Origin of the sequence: Pseudomonas sp. KBN12P06040 (assembly GCF_037574965.1) — a bacterium.
GTDB lineage: Bacteria > Pseudomonadota > Gammaproteobacteria > Pseudomonadales > Pseudomonadaceae > Pseudomonas > Pseudomonas aeruginosa.
The window spans coordinates 6,144,807-6,159,767 of record NZ_JBBELS010000001.1 but is presented as its reverse complement, the minus strand read 5'-3'; the positions used below and the strand labels follow the sequence as shown (position 1 = coordinate 6,159,767).

Below are 14,961 nucleotides of genomic sequence, written 5' to 3'. Positions count from 1 at the left end.
CGTTCTAGGGGCGCGGGGCCTAAGGGAAACAGCTCATTAGCGGGGTGATGATCTCGTTATGAATCCGACCAATCGCCCAAGCTGCCGCAGGCCAAACTGCCTGAATGGCCAGAAAGGCCACGAAGCAAAAGAAGGCTCGCAGCAAAAACTCGTGCGTCATCTTTATGCAGCTGATTTTCTGGTTCGTACCAGTGAAGTTGTAAATCACGGCACTCAGCAGCTGCTTCACAAGCTTCTCTTCAGGCTTATCGGAGCTGAAGCTTTCAGCGATATCGCCTGCACCTAACTGTGCCGCAGGCGTGGTCTTGATGGTCTGCAAGGCCCACAACCCGGCACGCATCAGATAGAGCAGTGCGCAGATGAAGATCCCAAGCAGGGTGCCTCTCAGGGTTCTGCTGATCTGATCATTCCAGAGTCCAGGAAGGATTGTGGCTAGGATAGGGATCAGCGCGGTAATTGCTGCGAGATAAAGGCCGGCTTTGGAGTCTGCCCCTCGGCGGCGCTCATGCTCAGCGTCAAAGAGCCTACGTGCCTCCTCCAGCGCAACATCACTTTTATCTGCCCAAGATCCTTGATCGACCTTTTCTTGCTCACTTCGAAGCCACTTCTGCTGTCGGGATTCATCCTCTGGTGATGAAGGCGTCAAGCGGGGCCACAGCCATGCTGGGATTAGCTTTGGCATCGGGCGATGTCCTCAAGCTCATCAACGATCGCGGCGGCAATTGGGTACCCGGTGAGGTTCTCGATCCAGGCCCATTGTCCATTCGGGTTGATCTCCAAGAACCACAGTTTGCCCTGTTGGTCGCACACTAGGTCGATCGCCCCATAACGTAGGTTCAGGTGCTTCATGAGCACAGTGCATTGCTCCTCAACTTCGCTAGGAAGCTCAATGCGCTCATGCTTAAGATCTGACCGGCTACCCTGGCGCCAATCCACCGTGGTTTCTTCGTACTCCTGCGACCTGATCGCGGTTGCGAAAAGTTGGCTTCCTACGACTGTCACTCGGACGTCGTACTGCTTTTTGATCTCGGTCTGGGCAATGAAGGGGGCCAGCGAAATGGCGTCTTCGTCGCTGTCGCGAAGATCCTCCAGTCGAGTGGTAAAAATCACCCGCTCCTGCTCGCCGTTGATCAGCGCTTGCCTAAGTGGCTTTCCGATAGCAGGCCCTGCCTGGACTACCTCACGTACCGAGGCGATATCGTTCGTGATCACTGCTTGCGGTACGTTGAAGCCAATCTCGCTCGCGAGCATCAACTGCCTTGGCTTGTCTTCAGCCGCGAAAATATCCATCGGCGCGTTGAGCCAAAGACCTTCCAGGCGTGCATACAAGCTCTTCAGGAAGGCGCCCCATTCTGCTTCCGCGTACTCCCGTTCGCCGTTATCGGTGATGCTGACGTTGCCAGTAGGGGGGGCTGGACGTCGGAAATATGCCGCTTTGACATCGGATCCCTGAAGCACTGGCCCCTCGAAGGACAGTGACCAGGCGTTTCTGGGAAATGCAGTCATTGTGCAGCGGGCCGTCGATAGCTCTTCGGTGTTCAGACGGAAGAAGGAAGTCTGCCGGCGCTTCAGCTCGGCCACGACGTAATCGACCGTGATGTCGCGGCGATTTGTGACTAATAACAGCATTCGTTTTCCCTAACTTGATCCGTCCTGGTCAGCAATGAAACCCAAAGGACTGGAAGCCGTCATCGTCTGCTTCCTGTTGAACCTTGGTCTTGGTGACCAGCTCCAGCAGTTGGCTTGCTGAGTAATTGTCATCAACCTCTTGAACCGATTCAGTTTTGGTCACTAGCTGTAAGAGGTTGCTGTACCCCGTGGGCCGGGTGTCATCGTCACTCTCGATTTGCTGATGGGTCTTGGTCATCAGTTCAAGCGCAAGGTAGGAATCGTCATCTTCCTCTTCGTGCGCTCGCGTCTTGGTGTAGTGGTCAACCCATCCCGGACAGTGGGTTGAGTTTTTCTTCGGCCACCGCTGGTGGTAACCCGTCGTTGAATTGATGCGGCCTGATCCAGTTGTAGCGGTGCATCAAGTAATGACTGATGTCCCGTTGGGCCTCCTGCGCCGTCAGGTAACCCGTTGACGGGACCCACTCCGACTTCAGACTGCGGAACAGGCGCTCCATCGGCGAGTTATCCCAGCAATTCCCTCGGCGACTCATGCTCTGCTGCATCCGATAGCGCCAGAGCCGTTGCCGAAACAGGCGGCTGGCGTACTGGCTGCCCTGGTCTGAATGGAACAGCACCTGCTGTGGCTTGCCGCGCTGTTCGTAGGCCATGTCCAGGGCCTTGATCACCAGTTCGGCATCCGGCTTGGCCGAGAACGCCCAGCCGATCACCCGCCGGGTATGCAGATCCAGCACCGCGGCCAGGTAGTGCCAACGGCCTTGCGCCCAGACGTAGGTGATGTCGCCACACCACACCTGATTTGGATGCTCGGTCGCGAATTCGCGGTTCAGCCGATTCGGGATATCCGGCCGCTCAACCGTGGCCTGTTTGTAGGCGTGCGAGCCCGGTTGCTTGCTAACCAGGCCTAGCTCACGCATCAACCGACGCACTCGGAAACGGCCGATGGTCACGCCCTCTTCGCGCAGCATGCCCAGAATGCTGCGGCTGCCGGCCGAGCCCCGACTCTGGCTGAACAACTGGTTGACTTGGCTGCGTAGCGCCACGCGGCGAGCATCGACACGCCGCCGTCGAAGACGGTGGACGTAGTAGCAAGACCGCGCCACATCGAAAGCTGAACAGACCACTTCCACCGACTCCTGCTCACTCAACTGGTCTATCAGCGCGTACGATCGAGTTCGTCCGACATCAAGAGAGCGGTAGCCTTTTTTAATATCGCTTTCTCCCGCTCCAACCGGTTGATCCGGGCTTCCAGCTCCTGGATCTTTTGCTGCTCAGGCGTCAACGCCTTGCTCTTCGGGGTCACACCCTGGCGCTCCGCCTCGAGCTGCTTCACCCAACGGCGCAAGGCCGAATCCACCACCCCCAGCGAACGGCAGGCGTCGATATGGCTGTAGCCTTGGTCCAACACCAGGGCCGCGGCCTCTCGTTTGAACTCGGCGGAAAACGTACGTCGTTGCTTGCTCATCAGACACCTCTCTCACGGCGAGGATTTTCGCCTAAATCGGTGTCCGGGATCAGTAGGCCACTACATGGTCAGCAACTGCGAGAGCGCCTGCTCATTGATAATGGGCTGTGTGCCTTGCTCTGTGTCGACCACCCACATTTTCTGTTGCTCGCAGTAATATCCCGGAAGCCGATCTTCACCTGTGCGAGGTATCCCAGCCTTGGCTAAGAAAGGCGATATGTTTCTCTCGCTGCGGGAGGGGCGAGTGTCCGTATTGATCGTATCGTGCATGCACCATATCCATTGAGATCGGTTTCTGTAGGCTGGCCTGATGCTACTTTGATGTTAATTACCGGACAATGCCCACAAGGAATGCGTTTGGATTACAAGTCGTTCATTAGGAGCAGGGTGGAGCCCGGGGGACTGGGCACAATGCACTGCCGGCAGTGGGTTTCGCTACTCTTGACGTCCGCTTTTGGCTGATTCTGTTGAAAAAGTAGGGTCAGCGGCAGCCAGACGGTTGGGTGTGCCTGTAGTTGAAGTGGCTGCAAGCTACTTCAAGTTGCCTTTCGGCGTTTGCCGGCTGGCATCAGCCTTGATGATGCTGGCGTCGACGGCGAAACCTTCCCCCTTTACCAGGCCGGCCGCCATGCAGCGCCGCAGCACCTCATTGAACAACCAGCGGAACAGATCGCTGTCACGGAAACGGCCGTGGCGATTCTTCGAAAAGGTCGAGTGATTGGGTACTTCGTCTTCCAGACCCAGCCGGCAGAACCAGCGATAGGCCAGGTTTAGATGTACCTCTTCGCACAATCTCCGCTCGGAACGGATGCCATAGCAGTAGCCGACGACCAGCATGCGCACCATCAATTCCGGATCAATCGAGGGGCGCCCGATGGGGCTATAGAAATCCGCCAGGTAGAGGCGCGCAGATCACTGAGATCCAGACACTGGTCGATGCTGCGCAGGAGGTGTTGGGTTGGGACGTGATCTTCCAGATTGAACGAGTAGAACAGGCGCTGCTGCCCTCTCGGTAACTGTCCCATCATGCTGTTCGCCCCCACACTCGCTGACAGAGCAATTCTGCCGACGGCATGGGGAAGCAGCTACTTTTTCAACAGAATCGGCTAGAAGCAGCCTGTCACGAACAGCAGCTTATGCTACCGAGTCCGGCAGCCACCGATCCCTGTACGGGCCAACCGTCACCCCTCGAGCCATAGCAATGAGGAAGTACTAAGTCAGAAATGTGGACGAACTACCTGACCAGCAGGTACATAGGGTGGTTTTCGGATTGTCGTAAAAATGCAGACGGTCAAGGGGTGTGAAAACTTGGCTCGTGGCTAGCGACTAAGGATAGCGATTGAATCAGTGGCAGGTTGACCTATCAAAAACGCAGAGCGAAGAGATAGAGCACGAGGTGGTGCGCCAGAGCTTTACTGCAGAATTTAGTAAGCTGTATCGCGGAGAGCTTCATGTGCACATGAACGGAGCGATCCCGGTATCGACCATTCAAGACATTCTTGCGGACGAATTAACAGAGCTGCCGTCTGGCTTTCTAATTGAGCGGGATCTGTTGCGGTACACGCCGTGTCAGTCACTGGCGTCATACCTGACCCCTTGGCAAGTGTTGCGGCTCTTTCCTAAAAAACGCGAAAACCTGGATCGTCTTTCCCTTGCAGTCGTCACGAGTCTCGCGGAGAACAATGTGCGCTTTGTGGAGCTCCGAAGCAGCGTTTTGTACCTTGCTACTCTGCAAAATTGCTCACCCACACAAGCCCTGGAACGCCTCATAGAATCGTCCAGAGCCGCGTCGGACCTCTTCGGCATGCGTCTCGGCTTGATCCTCACGGTGACGCGCGGCGATTACAGCTCGGTTGGTTTGTCTGCACTTCTGCAAGCGTATCAAAACCTCGGTGAACCGGATGAAGTGGTGGGGCTTGATCTGGCAGGTGACGAGGAAATTGCGCATCCAGCTGAATTACCGTCACTGTTTCGGAAGGCGAAAGATCGGTTCGGACTCGGGATCACCATACATGCAGGCGAAACCGGTCGCGTGGACAACGTTCGAGCAGCCGTGGAATTGTTTGGCGCAGATCGTATTGGCCATGGAACAGCAGCCAGCAAGGATCCTCATTTGCTAGACCTCTTGGCAAAGCAGGATATCTGCGTCGAAGTATGCCCAATTAGCAACCGGCTCACCGGAGCTGTTCCTGTCGACGAGGCCCATCCTCTGCTGGAGTTTCGGCGTCACCAAGTCCCCTTTGTAATTTGCTCGGACAACCCGGCGATTCATCAGCGAGGCCTAGCGGATGATCATACGACGGCGATGATTGAGGGACTCTCCGCTAGTGATATTTACGAGCAGTTCGACGTCGCCAAACGGTATTCATTCATAGAGGGTCTAGATTGAAAATTCGATTCATGTCCGGAAATCAGCACAAGGTCACTGAGGTGCAGCGAATTCTTGCCCCTGTTGGGGTAGAAGTCGTATCGGTGTCGCGCAAAATTGAAGAGCTGCAGACCGAGGATGTTGACCGCTTGGTGCGGGACAAGTTGACCAAGGCATTCGAGGCTATAGGTCGTCCTCTTTTCGTCGAGCACACAGGACTCTACTTGAGCGGTCTCAATGGGCTTCCAGCAGGTTTAACCCAGATTTTCTGGGATAAGCTGGAGGAAGATCGATTCGTTAAGCTTGTAGCTGGTCTCAAAGATGCCGCAGTAATCGCAAAGACGGTGCTCGGGTATTGTGATGGGCGCGAGATTCGTCTTTTCGAAGGCTCCATCGAAGGAACTGTGCCACTCGTACCGGCCGGTCCAACGGACTTTCAATGGGACTGTGTTTTCGTCCCGAACGGGCACACCCAAACTTTCGCTGAGATGGGATCGGCTAAGGACGCTATCTCAATGCGCCGCAAAGCACTCGACCAGTTCGCCGAATATCTCAAAACTTGTGGGGGCATAAGATGAACGCTGAGTTACTACGTGCATATCAAACCGGCAAGTTGATGCTTTTTGTAGGTGCTGGGGTGTCTGCCAATCTTAGCCTGCCTACTTGGGGTGAACTAATCGCGCGCATTGCTCAGGACTTGGGCTATGACCCAAAGATCTTCTCCACTTATGGAACGCCGCTAGCGCTTGCGGAGTACTACAAGAGGAAAAAAGGTAGTTTGGGGCCGCTTCGGAGTTGGATGGACCGCGAATGGCACAAGTCCAGTACAGATATCGCTGCATCCGAGATTCATCGTTTGATTGCTCTTGGACGATTCTCGCGGATCTACACTACCAACTACGATCGATGGCTGGAAATGGCCCACGACAAGTACGAGGTGCCATACGACAAGATTGCAAGCGTTGCCGACCTCGTATCTGCTACTGAGGGTCGGCGTCAGATTGTGAAATTTCATGGAGATTTCGATGACGAGGCATCAATCGTACTTGATGAAACCAGTTACTTTCAGCGATTGAATTATGACTCTCCGCTGGACATCAAGCTCAGCAACGACGTCTTGGGAAATTCCGTTCTCTTCATCGGATACAGCATTTCGGATATCAACATTCGACTCCTGTTTTATCGCTTGACTGAAATGTGGGGGCGCTCGGTTCTGCCATCTGCCAGACCGAAGTCCTACGTCTTCATGAATCGACCAAACCCTGTGGCACGGGAAGTATTGGGTCAATGGGGAATTGAGATGATCGTCTCGGAGGAGGATGACCCCAAGAAGGCGCTCACGGACTTTCTTCAGGAATTGGTGAGCTAGGAAATTTGGTCGCGACCTGAGGGGTTAATATTTATCCCTCATGGCGAGAGTGGGCATACGAGCGGCAGCTTTTGGCCGACTCCGTGGAAAAGGAGACCGTAATGGCCCGGGCTAGCGAATGGGAGCTTTGCCCCTTGCAGGTTTGCGGGCATGCTGTGAGCGAGACGTGGCAGGAGGAATGAGCCATGAACCAGGGAGCACTCCGGCCAGAGGTGCTGTCGGCCGCCGAGCTTATCGACTGTCTGTGTCCCGCGAACGGGGCGCCCTATTCGGTTGAGCACTATGCCGAGATCTTTGGCCTCAGCCCTGCCGTGTTTGCCGGTCAGGTCGCGGCCTATCGTCGCAGCCAACCAAATGCGGCCAGCGCATCCGATGCCGAAGCGACACAACGTTTTATCGCGGATGTCCTGCGGGTGATCTTGGCCGTAGCCGAGAGCGGAGTCGCCGTCGAGCGGGCGATCACTTGGTTTCGCCTCGAGCCTTTACCGACCTTCGAACAGCAGACCGCGGAGCAACTGGTCAGTCAGGGCCAGGTTGAACGAGTGCTGCAGTTTCTGGCCTCCTGGCAGGCGGGAAGTCAGGGATGAGTCGTGATGGCCAACGGCAGGTCGATCATCAATCGGCCTACCACTCCTGCTATCGCACGGTCCTAGACACCGTGGATGCGCGTTACGACGTTCGCGGTTCTGTGCTGGCAGAAATGGTGAAGGCCTGTCTGGCGCACCGCGCCATACTGCCCGCAGCGCAACGGGCGTATTTCACGCAGCACGCACCAGAGGAAGCGGTGGCCTATTTGGAAAAGTTCACTGCCACGCTGTTGTTTGGTCCCCAGGGACGCTTTTCGCCGCAAGAGTACCGCTACTCATGAGCGGCCGATTCCGTAAGTCATAGAGCAGGCCGGCTCAGCTTGGACTCACGCGGCTTGGCCGGGACCACTGCTCGATTGCCTGCGATGTAATCACGTGACGAGGACATGACCATGGGTGACCTCAACAGCTGGCGAGTGGTCTGCCAAGACCCCGGAGACGGTAGTGGTGACGCCATCATCGAGCTGCCTTCCGAGTTGCTGGATAGGCTGGGATGGATCGTGGGGGATGAGTTGATCCTTGAGCGTGTCGAGGGTGTGCTGTCCTTGAAACTTAAGCACCCGCCTGGTGAGCCAGCCGAGTAGACCTGCCCATCGTAATTTTTTTGATGTATCTGGTTGTATGAGCTGTGGGGCCTGTTGATCGGAAACCGTCCCACCCGCGGACACCTCACGTCGATGCCGTGACATGGTTTGCCTGCACACATCAGGTCTGGAGGGCAAGGTCGCTATTACGGCGCGCTCATGAAATTCCGGTCGACCTCATCCTCCCTTTCAGTGCCGCTCCAGATCCGACTCAGCCGATAACAGTACTTGGATCACGAGCAGGTCATACAGGCCGCGTGCCGGATGTAGCAAATAGTGGACATCGTTCTCTACCTTAAACAAGGTTACGCTCGCATGGGGAGTCAATGCCCCGTGCGCAGCAGATCCATGGCTGGATCTGCAACCGGTGGGCACAGAGTTGACGAGCTGGCGAATCAGCCTGCTAGACAACCATGAACATTCGCCTCGATCTTGGCTGTGGGTCGATGAACATGCGCTCAAAGGTGGCTCCCTTCGATGCCCTGAAGTTCATGAGTTCCAGCGAGAACACCTTGGCCAATGTCGCCGAATATCTCAAACACTATACCTTGTGGCGTTGCTGTTCTCGGACCCAGTCGATTCTCGACCGTTCGAGCTGTTGGTGGAATGAAGATGTGATGGTCGGTTCTACCGGAATCTGGTGAGCGGCGGGTAGCATTGCCCTAGAGCGGCACCGATACGCCCAGCTTCCTCTCGGGAGAAACGTATGCCAAGAAAAAAGCGCCTTACCGAACGCGAGATTCGGAATCTTGAAGACGAGATTCCAGCAGTCGCCGCAGATGCGACTCGCGCGGCCTATCTGCGAGCGCTCGCAGCCGGGCATACCGTCATGAAGGTGCAGGGCAGCTACCTCGTTGAAACCAAAGCCGACGGATCCGCGATTGTCGTGGGCAACGCCAAGCCCCGCCGCAAGGTGAGCGTTGGCCATGCTATCCAGGTTCGGCGGGTAAGTGCCAGCGCCTAGCCTCCGCGTCTTAAGGTATCTCGGTGGCAGTGCTTGGTGTTATCCAAAAGCAAGCGAGGGGCCCCGCAGAATAGTGCTGTCGGCGCCCCATGTTTTCCCCTTTCAGCACATGCTCAACTGTCCTGTCATCCATCGAACCGGGCTGGTCTTGTGTTTGCTGGAGAGCGATGTACTGCTCTTCAGGGCTTCAAGCTGCCCATCGATGATGTGCGCTATCACAGGTAGCGCGGCGAGTGTCTGGAGATTCGATTGGCGTGAATTGGTCATTGTTGCCCCGGCGTTATCGGCGGCGACCACTCTACGCCCTCTTCGAGGATCGGATGGCTTTCGCTCACGACGATTAACGGCTTGTTCCGATTCTCCAGCGCGAACATGGCGATGGAGCCGTCGGCATCCGCCGCCGGCACTACCCCGTGCGGGGCAAGCTTGCCTACCCAGACGTATTGCCGCGTCTCCAAACATGCAAGGTAGTACGAAATACCCATGCTTCCTCCGAATTAGAATTAAGTCTTTTGCTGCGCTAAAACCTTGCCCAATGCCATGGTGAAGTCGTTCTTGAACACTCGACGACTGTTCATAGCATCGACTAAGAACCCCGGCGACCCACCTTCCAACCGTTCTCCGCCAAGCATCCCTCAGGTACAGCGTGGGCCAGCGCATCGCGCTCCAAGTCTAAGAGATCGACAGCAGTACCTCCGTGTCCGGCCTTGACGACGCGGTGTGTCGTTGGTCAATGACGATGTGATGTTGGACTGGTCATTTTGTCGCTATGCCAAGTATCGCTTATCGACTTGCTCGCGTAGCGGCAGGTGATGGTGAGGTTTACTGTTCCTGGTATCGGCTCATGATGTGGTTGTGGGGCATGTGCTGTTGACCGGGGCTGGTAGGGTCTGCTTGATCCAGATGGTGTGACCATCTCCTACTCCACGTAGAGGAGCATGAGGATTGTTTCGCAACACTACTTCGCAGCCAGAATACGATCCTGCGAAGCACTGATCCGACGTGACTGGGCCAAAGTACTTCGATAACAGCGCGACTGACCTGTCTTTTCTCAGGCGCGAGTATGCGAGCGGGAAGCTAGCATTGGCTTCTAAATCCCTGATCAGCAGTTTCGCTTACAAAAGCCGCCACCAGTTGGAAGCGCGCCGGGAAACGTACCCGGCCGTTGGCCCGGGCAATGACGATCTCGCCGCTTTCCAGCGGCTCGCGCAGGACCTCCAGGACCTTGCGCTCGAACTCCGGCAGTTCGTCGAGGAACAGCACGCCCTGGTGCGCCAGGGTGATCTCGCCCGGCTGCGGGCGGCTGCCGCCGCCGACCAGGGCCGGCGCGGAGGCGGAGTGGTGCGGCTGGCGGAACGGTCGCTGCGGCCAGTGCCTGAGGGGGACGTGGCTGGCCACCGAATGGATCGCTGCGACCTCCAGGGCCTCGTCCTCGTCGAGCGCCGGCAGCAGGCCGGGCAGGCGGCTGGCCAGGAGGGTCTTGCCGGTGCCCGGCGGGCCGCTGAGCAACAGGTTGTGCGCGCCGGCGGCGGCCACCAGCAGGGCGCGCTTGGCGGCGGCCTGGCCCTGGACCTCGGCCAGGTCTGGATAAGGGAAGGGCGCGCGGAGCAGGCCGCGGGCCTGGTAGGGCGGCAGCGGGGCCTGGCCGGAGAGGTGTCCGGCGATCTCCAGCAGGTGGTCCACGGCGAACACCGTCAGCCCGCTGGCCAGGCTGGCCTCTTCGGCATTTTCCTTCGGTACCACCAGAACGCGCCTTGCGTCGCGCGCCGCCAGCGCGGCCGGCAATACGCCTCGCACTGGCCGGATCGCCCCGGACAGGGCCAGTTCGCCGAGGCACTCCAGGCCGTCGAGGGCGGTGCCGGGCAACTGGCCGCTGGCGGCGAGGATGCCGAGTGCGATGGCCAGGTCGAAGCGACCGCCGTCCTTGGGCAGGTCGGCGGGGGCGAGGTTGAGGGTGATGCGCCGCGCGGGGAAGTCGAAACCGGCATTGAGCAGGGCGCTGCGCACGCGGTCCTTGCTCTCGCGCACCGCGGTTTCCGGCAGGCCGACCAGGGTCAGCGAAGGCAGGCCGTTGGCCAGGTGCGCCTCGACGCTGACGCAGGGGGCTTCGACGCCGACCTGGGCTCGGCTGTGGACAATCGCCAGGGACATGGATCGCTCCTTGATCTCACGCCGCTCGCAGGGGGAAGGATCAGTCGGCGGGCGGCGTCAGCTTGCTTTCGAGTTCCGCCACCTTGGCCTCCAGGGCTTCCAGCCGTGCGCGGGTGCGGGCGAGGACCAGCATCTGGCTGTCGAATTCCTCGCGGCTGACCAGGTCGAGCTTGCTGAAAGCGCTCTGCATCAGGGCGCGGAACTGCGACTCCAGCTCGGCCTTGGGCAACGGCGATTCGCCGGCGAACAGGCGGCTGGCTTGTTGGCTGAGGGCTTCGAAGACGGCTTTGGGCGGCAGCATGGCGAGGGTTCCGGTAACGAGTGGGCGGCAGTCTAGCACGATGTCGGCGGCGCTCGCGGGAGGGCCATTGCACACTTTTTGCGCAACTGTCGGAGCGCGTCTGCGCCTATTTGGTGCGCCGCCCGGAGGCCGGCGTTCCGCACTATCCCCGGGTTGGCGGCTAAGGGCTTGAAATCCGGCGGATTTGCCGGAGCTGGCAAGCTTTCTGCTTTGGCCGGGGTGAGGCGTGCACTGAAGCAGTACCGGTGCGGCAGATGAGGCGGTTGCGGGAGGCCGGCAGGTTGCGGCATCGAACGGCCGCAGCAGGGCCAGGTCGGGGCGGAGGGTCCCGATCATGCTTCCCAGAGGGACCGGCGCGTTACAAAGCCAGACACTGCGCTTAGACTGTCCTCGGGTTCGTTTTCCTGGGGCGAGTCCACCAAACACGGGAGAGAGTTTCATGAAGCTAGTCACTGCCATCATCAAGCCGTTCAAGTTGGACGACGTCCGCGAGTCGTTGTCCGAGATCGGTGTGCAGGGCATCACGGTGACCGAGGTCAAGGGTTTCGGCCGGCAAAAGGGCCACACCGAGCTGTATCGCGGCGCCGAGTACGTCGTCGACTTCCTGCCCAAGGTGAAGATCGACGTGGCGATCGCCGACGACCAGCTGGACCGCGTCATCGAGGCGATCACCAAGGCGGCCAATACCGGCAAGATCGGTGACGGCAAGATCTTCGTGGTGAACCTGGAACAGGCCATCCGCATCCGTACCGGCGAAACCGATACCGACGCGATCTAAGCCCAACCGAACCCCCAAAAGCCCCAGGAGAATACCAACATGACTCTGCGTAAGATCGCAGGGCTAGGAGCCCTATTGTCCCTCGCTTTGCCGGGCGTCGCCCTGGCCGCCGAGGAACCCGTCCTGAACAGCGGCGACACCGCCTGGATGCTGATCTCCACTGCGCTCGTCCTGCTCATGACCATCCCCGGTCTGGCGCTGTTCTACGGCGGCATGGTGCGAGCGAAGAACGTGCTGTCGATCATGATGCAGTGCTTCGCCATCACCGGCCTGATCACCATTCTCTGGGTGGTCTATGGCTACAGCCTGGCGTTCGATACCGCCGGGATGGAGAAGGGCGTCCTCAACTTCAATTCCTTCGTCGGCGGGCTGGACAAGGCCTTCCTCAGCGGTCTCACCGCCGACGGCCTGACTTCCGCCACCGCGCTGTTCCCGGAAAGCGTGTTCATCACCTTCCAGATGACCTTCGCGATCATCACTCCGGCGCTGATCGTCGGCGCCTTCGCCGAGCGCATGAAGTTCTCGGCGATGCTGATCTTCATGGCGGTCTGGTTCACCGTGGTCTACGCGCCGATCGCGCACATGGTCTGGAGTGGCGACGGCGCCCTGATGTGGGACTGGGGCGTGCTGGACTTCGCCGGCGGCACCGTGGTGCACATCAACGCCGGTATCGCCGGCCTGGTCGCCTGCCTGGTGCTGGGCAAGCGCAAGGGCTACCCGACCACGCCGATGGCGCCGCACAACCTCGGCTACACCCTGGTCGGGGCGGCCATGCTGTGGATCGGCTGGTTCGGTTTCAACGCCGGTTCCGCCGCCGCCGCCAACGGCACCGCCGGGATGGCCATGCTGGTGACCCAGATCGCTACCGCCGCCGCGGCCCTGGCCTGGATGTTCGCCGAGTGGATCACCCACGGCAAGCCGAGCGCCCTGGGCATCGCGTCCGGCGTGGTCGCCGGTCTGGTGGCGATCACCCCGGCCGCCGGCACCGCCGGTCCGATGGGCGCGCTGGTGATTGGCCTGGCCTCCGGGGTGATCTGCTTCTTCGCCGCCACCAGTCTCAAGCGCGCGCTGAAATACGACGATTCCCTCGACGCCTTCGGCGTACATGCGGTCGGCGGTATCGTCGGCGCGCTGCTCACCGGGATCTTCGCGGCGCCGTCGCTGGGCGGCTTCGGCAGCGTGGAGGACATCGGCGCGCAGTTCTTCGTGCAGTTCAAGGGCGTGGCCTTCACCGTGGTCTACACCGCCGTGGTGACCTTCGTGATCCTCAAGGTGCTGGACCTGGTCATGGGCCTGCGGGTCACCGAGGAAGAGGAAGCGGTCGGCCTCGACCTGGCGCTGCACAACGAGCGCGGCTACAACCTGTAATACCTGCCGGCGCCCGGCTTTCCGCCGGGCGTCGGCTTGCCTCCCGCGCTCGCCTTCGCCGAACGCCATGCCCTTGTGCGTCGAAAGTCCTGGGCACTTCCCGCGACCGCCACGACCTCTCCGCAACCGGTCTTTCAGCGACTGCCGGCGGACTGCGCAACCCTCAGCTTTCACAGGTCTGTCTCTTACGCTCTTTGCTTTTTCAAATGCCGCGCTAGAATGCGCGGCGCGACGGATCGGAGCCGATTTGGAACAGCAGCATGTGGCAGCAGACCCTGATCACCTTGCGCCCGCGTCCGCGGGGCTTTCACCTCGTCACCGAGGAGATACTCGACGCCTTGCCGGAGCTTCGGCGGTGCCGGGTCGGCCTGCTGCACCTGCTTTTGCAACATACGTCGGCTTCACTGACCCTGAATGAAAATGCCGATCCTGCCGTACGCCGGGATTTCGAGCGTTTTTTCGAGCGGCTGGCGCCACGCGGCGAAGTCGGCTATGAACACAACGACGAAGGTCCGGACGACCTTCCGGCGCATTTCAAGGCCAGCCTGCTGGGCTGCCAACTGACCCTGCCGATACAGTCGGGAGGGTTGGCACTGGGCACCTGGCAGGGGATCTATCTCGGTGAACACCGGGACAGGGGCGGGGCACGGCGCGTGCTCGCCACCTGGCAGGGCGAGTCAGTATGAATTTTTTCCGGCGGCGCTCATCAAAACGCGCGGCTGGGCTATAACTAACCTGCTTTTGCAGCACCGAGAGGTTGACCATGAGCGAAGAAGAACTGGAACAGGACGAGCTGGACGGCGCTGACGAGGACGACGGCGAAGAGCTGGCCGCGGCCGACGACGGCGAAGCGGACAGCAGTGACGGCGACGAGGCCCCCGCCCCCGGCAAGAAGGCGAAAGCCGCCGTGGTGGAAGAGGAACTGCCCTCGGTCGAAGCCAAGCAGAAAGAGCGTGACGCCCTCGCCAAGGCGATGGAGGAATTCCTTTCCCGCGGTGGAAAGGTGCAGGAGATCGAACCCAACGTGGTGGCCGATCCGCCGAAGAAGCCGGACAGCAAGTACGGCAGCCGCCCCATCTGATTTCGCGTCATCCCAAGGCCCGCCACCCGTGAGGGAGTGGCGGGCCTTGTGCTATGGCGCCTGCTATCTTGGCGGGCATCTCGCCCCGCCGCATCCCGGTTGGCGAGCCGATCTTTCGCCTGTTCAGGCACGGCTGGCGACGGGCCAAGGCCTTTTCCTTTCCGGTGGCAGCGCTACCGTTCCACATCGTCAACCGAAGCTGCTTGCCATCCAGGCGCTCCAAGCGGCGTCCGGGGCCGATCCTGCACTTGCCGGAGAGCGAGCTGTAGAGCTTGCTTAAGAATTTTCCTAGCGATTCTTAGGTGGATTCGCGGAG

The 14,961-nt window shown here is 59.4% G+C and carries 19 protein-coding genes and 2 pseudogenes; 12 read left to right on the top strand and 9 right to left on the bottom strand.

Going from position 1 to position 14,961, the window contains the following annotated elements:
- Positions 1–19: 19 nt before the first annotated feature.
- The 6 genes and pseudogenes from VQ067_RS28985 to VQ067_RS28960 form a co-directional block, all read right to left on the bottom strand.
- Positions 20–682 (bottom strand): hypothetical protein, encoded by a 663-nt coding sequence (locus VQ067_RS28985; RefSeq protein ID WP_003109828.1) that lies wholly within the window; start codon positions 680–682, stop codon positions 20–22.
- A complete protein-coding gene (locus VQ067_RS28980) occupies positions 670–1,629 on the bottom strand; it encodes a hypothetical protein (RefSeq protein WP_003109827.1) in 960 nt (319 codons plus the stop codon). The genes VQ067_RS28985 and VQ067_RS28980 overlap by 13 nt, the downstream gene beginning before the upstream one ends.
- Positions 1,630–1,657: 28 nt before the next feature.
- Positions 1,658–1,867 (bottom strand): hypothetical protein, encoded by a 210-nt coding sequence (locus VQ067_RS28975; protein ID WP_079759005.1) that lies wholly within the window; start codon positions 1,865–1,867, stop codon positions 1,658–1,660.
- A 64-nt stretch (positions 1,868–1,931) separates the two neighbouring features.
- A protein-coding gene (locus tag VQ067_RS28970) for an IS3-like element IS222 family transposase (RefSeq protein ID WP_086937300.1) occupies positions 1,932–3,094 on the bottom strand; the annotation gives its coding sequence in 2 pieces (ribosomal slippage) (positions 1,932–2,839 and positions 2,839–3,094; 1,164 coding nt in all).
- Positions 3,095–3,154: 60 nt separating this feature from the next.
- Positions 3,155–3,364: a hypothetical protein gene (locus tag VQ067_RS28965; RefSeq protein ID WP_079383353.1), complete on the bottom strand. Its 210-nt coding sequence runs from the start codon at positions 3,362–3,364 to the stop codon at positions 3,155–3,157.
- Positions 3,365–3,649: 285 nt separating this feature from the next.
- Positions 3,650–4,122 (bottom strand): annotated as a pseudogene (locus VQ067_RS28960) (transposase); the annotation flags it as partial.
- A 311-nt stretch (positions 4,123–4,433) separates the two neighbouring features.
- Between VQ067_RS28960 and VQ067_RS28955 the strand changes: the two are divergent.
- From VQ067_RS28955 to VQ067_RS28920, 8 genes are all read left to right on the top strand, one after another.
- Positions 4,434–5,483 carry an adenosine deaminase family protein gene (locus tag VQ067_RS28955; protein WP_034019956.1) on the top strand — a complete coding sequence of 350 codons (1,050 nt, stop codon included), beginning with the start codon at positions 4,434–4,436 and terminating at the stop codon, positions 5,481–5,483.
- Entirely contained in the window at positions 5,480–6,040 is a 561-nt protein-coding gene (locus VQ067_RS28950) for a non-canonical purine NTP pyrophosphatase (protein ID WP_042852419.1), read from the top strand. Before VQ067_RS28955 ends, VQ067_RS28950 begins: the two co-directional genes overlap by 4 nt.
- Positions 6,037–6,831, top strand: a complete 795-nt coding sequence (locus tag VQ067_RS28945) for an SIR2 family protein (RefSeq protein WP_003118060.1) — start codon at positions 6,037–6,039, stop codon at positions 6,829–6,831. Before VQ067_RS28950 ends, VQ067_RS28945 begins: the two co-directional genes overlap by 4 nt.
- A gap of 185 nt (positions 6,832–7,016) precedes the next feature.
- Positions 7,017–7,418, top strand: a complete 402-nt coding sequence (locus VQ067_RS28940; protein WP_003109821.1) for a hypothetical protein — start codon at positions 7,017–7,019, stop codon at positions 7,416–7,418.
- Positions 7,415–7,699: a hypothetical protein gene (locus tag VQ067_RS28935; RefSeq protein WP_003109820.1), complete on the top strand. Its 285-nt coding sequence runs from the start codon at positions 7,415–7,417 to the stop codon at positions 7,697–7,699. The genes VQ067_RS28940 and VQ067_RS28935 overlap by 4 nt, the downstream gene beginning before the upstream one ends.
- 111 nt (positions 7,700–7,810) lie before the next feature.
- Positions 7,811–8,002 (top strand): AbrB/MazE/SpoVT family DNA-binding domain-containing protein, encoded by a 192-nt coding sequence (locus VQ067_RS28930; RefSeq protein WP_010794463.1) that lies wholly within the window; start codon positions 7,811–7,813, stop codon positions 8,000–8,002.
- 413 nt (positions 8,003–8,415) lie between these two features.
- Positions 8,416–8,646, top strand: a complete 231-nt coding sequence (locus VQ067_RS28925; RefSeq protein ID WP_153274562.1) for a hypothetical protein — start codon at positions 8,416–8,418, stop codon at positions 8,644–8,646.
- A 62-nt stretch (positions 8,647–8,708) separates the two neighbouring features.
- Positions 8,709–8,966: a hypothetical protein gene (locus tag VQ067_RS28920; protein WP_003109818.1), complete on the top strand. Its 258-nt coding sequence runs from the start codon at positions 8,709–8,711 to the stop codon at positions 8,964–8,966.
- Positions 8,967–9,229: 263 nt separating this feature from the next.
- Here the strand turns inward: VQ067_RS28920 and VQ067_RS28915 are convergent, their stop codons facing one another.
- From VQ067_RS28915 to VQ067_RS28900, 3 genes and pseudogenes are all read right to left on the bottom strand, one after another.
- Positions 9,230–9,451 (bottom strand): hypothetical protein, encoded by a 222-nt coding sequence (locus VQ067_RS28915; protein WP_003109817.1) that lies wholly within the window; start codon positions 9,449–9,451, stop codon positions 9,230–9,232.
- 637 nt (positions 9,452–10,088) lie between these two features.
- A pseudogene (locus tag VQ067_RS28905) lies at positions 10,089–11,117 on the bottom strand (YifB family Mg chelatase-like AAA ATPase); the annotation flags it as partial.
- 40 nt (positions 11,118–11,157) lie between these two features.
- Positions 11,158–11,418, bottom strand: a complete 261-nt coding sequence (locus VQ067_RS28900) for an accessory factor UbiK family protein (RefSeq protein ID WP_003096478.1) — start codon at positions 11,416–11,418, stop codon at positions 11,158–11,160.
- Positions 11,419–11,857: 439 nt separating this feature from the next.
- On the opposite strand from VQ067_RS28900, the gene glnK reads away from it, so the two are divergent.
- The 4 genes from glnK to sutA all read left to right on the top strand — a co-directional run bounded on the left by glnK (position 11,858) and on the right by sutA (position 14,645).
- Positions 11,858–12,196, top strand: coding sequence for a P-II family nitrogen regulator (glnK, locus tag VQ067_RS28895; RefSeq protein ID WP_003096476.1), 339 nt, complete (start codon positions 11,858–11,860; stop codon positions 12,194–12,196).
- A gap of 39 nt (positions 12,197–12,235) precedes the next feature.
- Positions 12,236–13,564, top strand: coding sequence for an ammonium transporter (locus tag VQ067_RS28890; RefSeq protein ID WP_003109815.1), 1,329 nt, complete (start codon positions 12,236–12,238; stop codon positions 13,562–13,564).
- A gap of 260 nt (positions 13,565–13,824) precedes the next feature.
- The gene (locus VQ067_RS28885; protein ID WP_003096441.1) at positions 13,825–14,250 is read left to right on the top strand and encodes a secondary thiamine-phosphate synthase enzyme YjbQ; all 426 of its coding nucleotides are present in this window, start codon (positions 13,825–13,827) and stop codon (positions 14,248–14,250) included.
- 77 nt (positions 14,251–14,327) lie between these two features.
- The gene (sutA, locus tag VQ067_RS28880) at positions 14,328–14,645 is read left to right on the top strand and encodes a transcriptional regulator SutA (RefSeq protein ID WP_003096440.1); all 318 of its coding nucleotides are present in this window, start codon (positions 14,328–14,330) and stop codon (positions 14,643–14,645) included.
- Positions 14,646–14,961 lie beyond the last annotated feature (316 nt).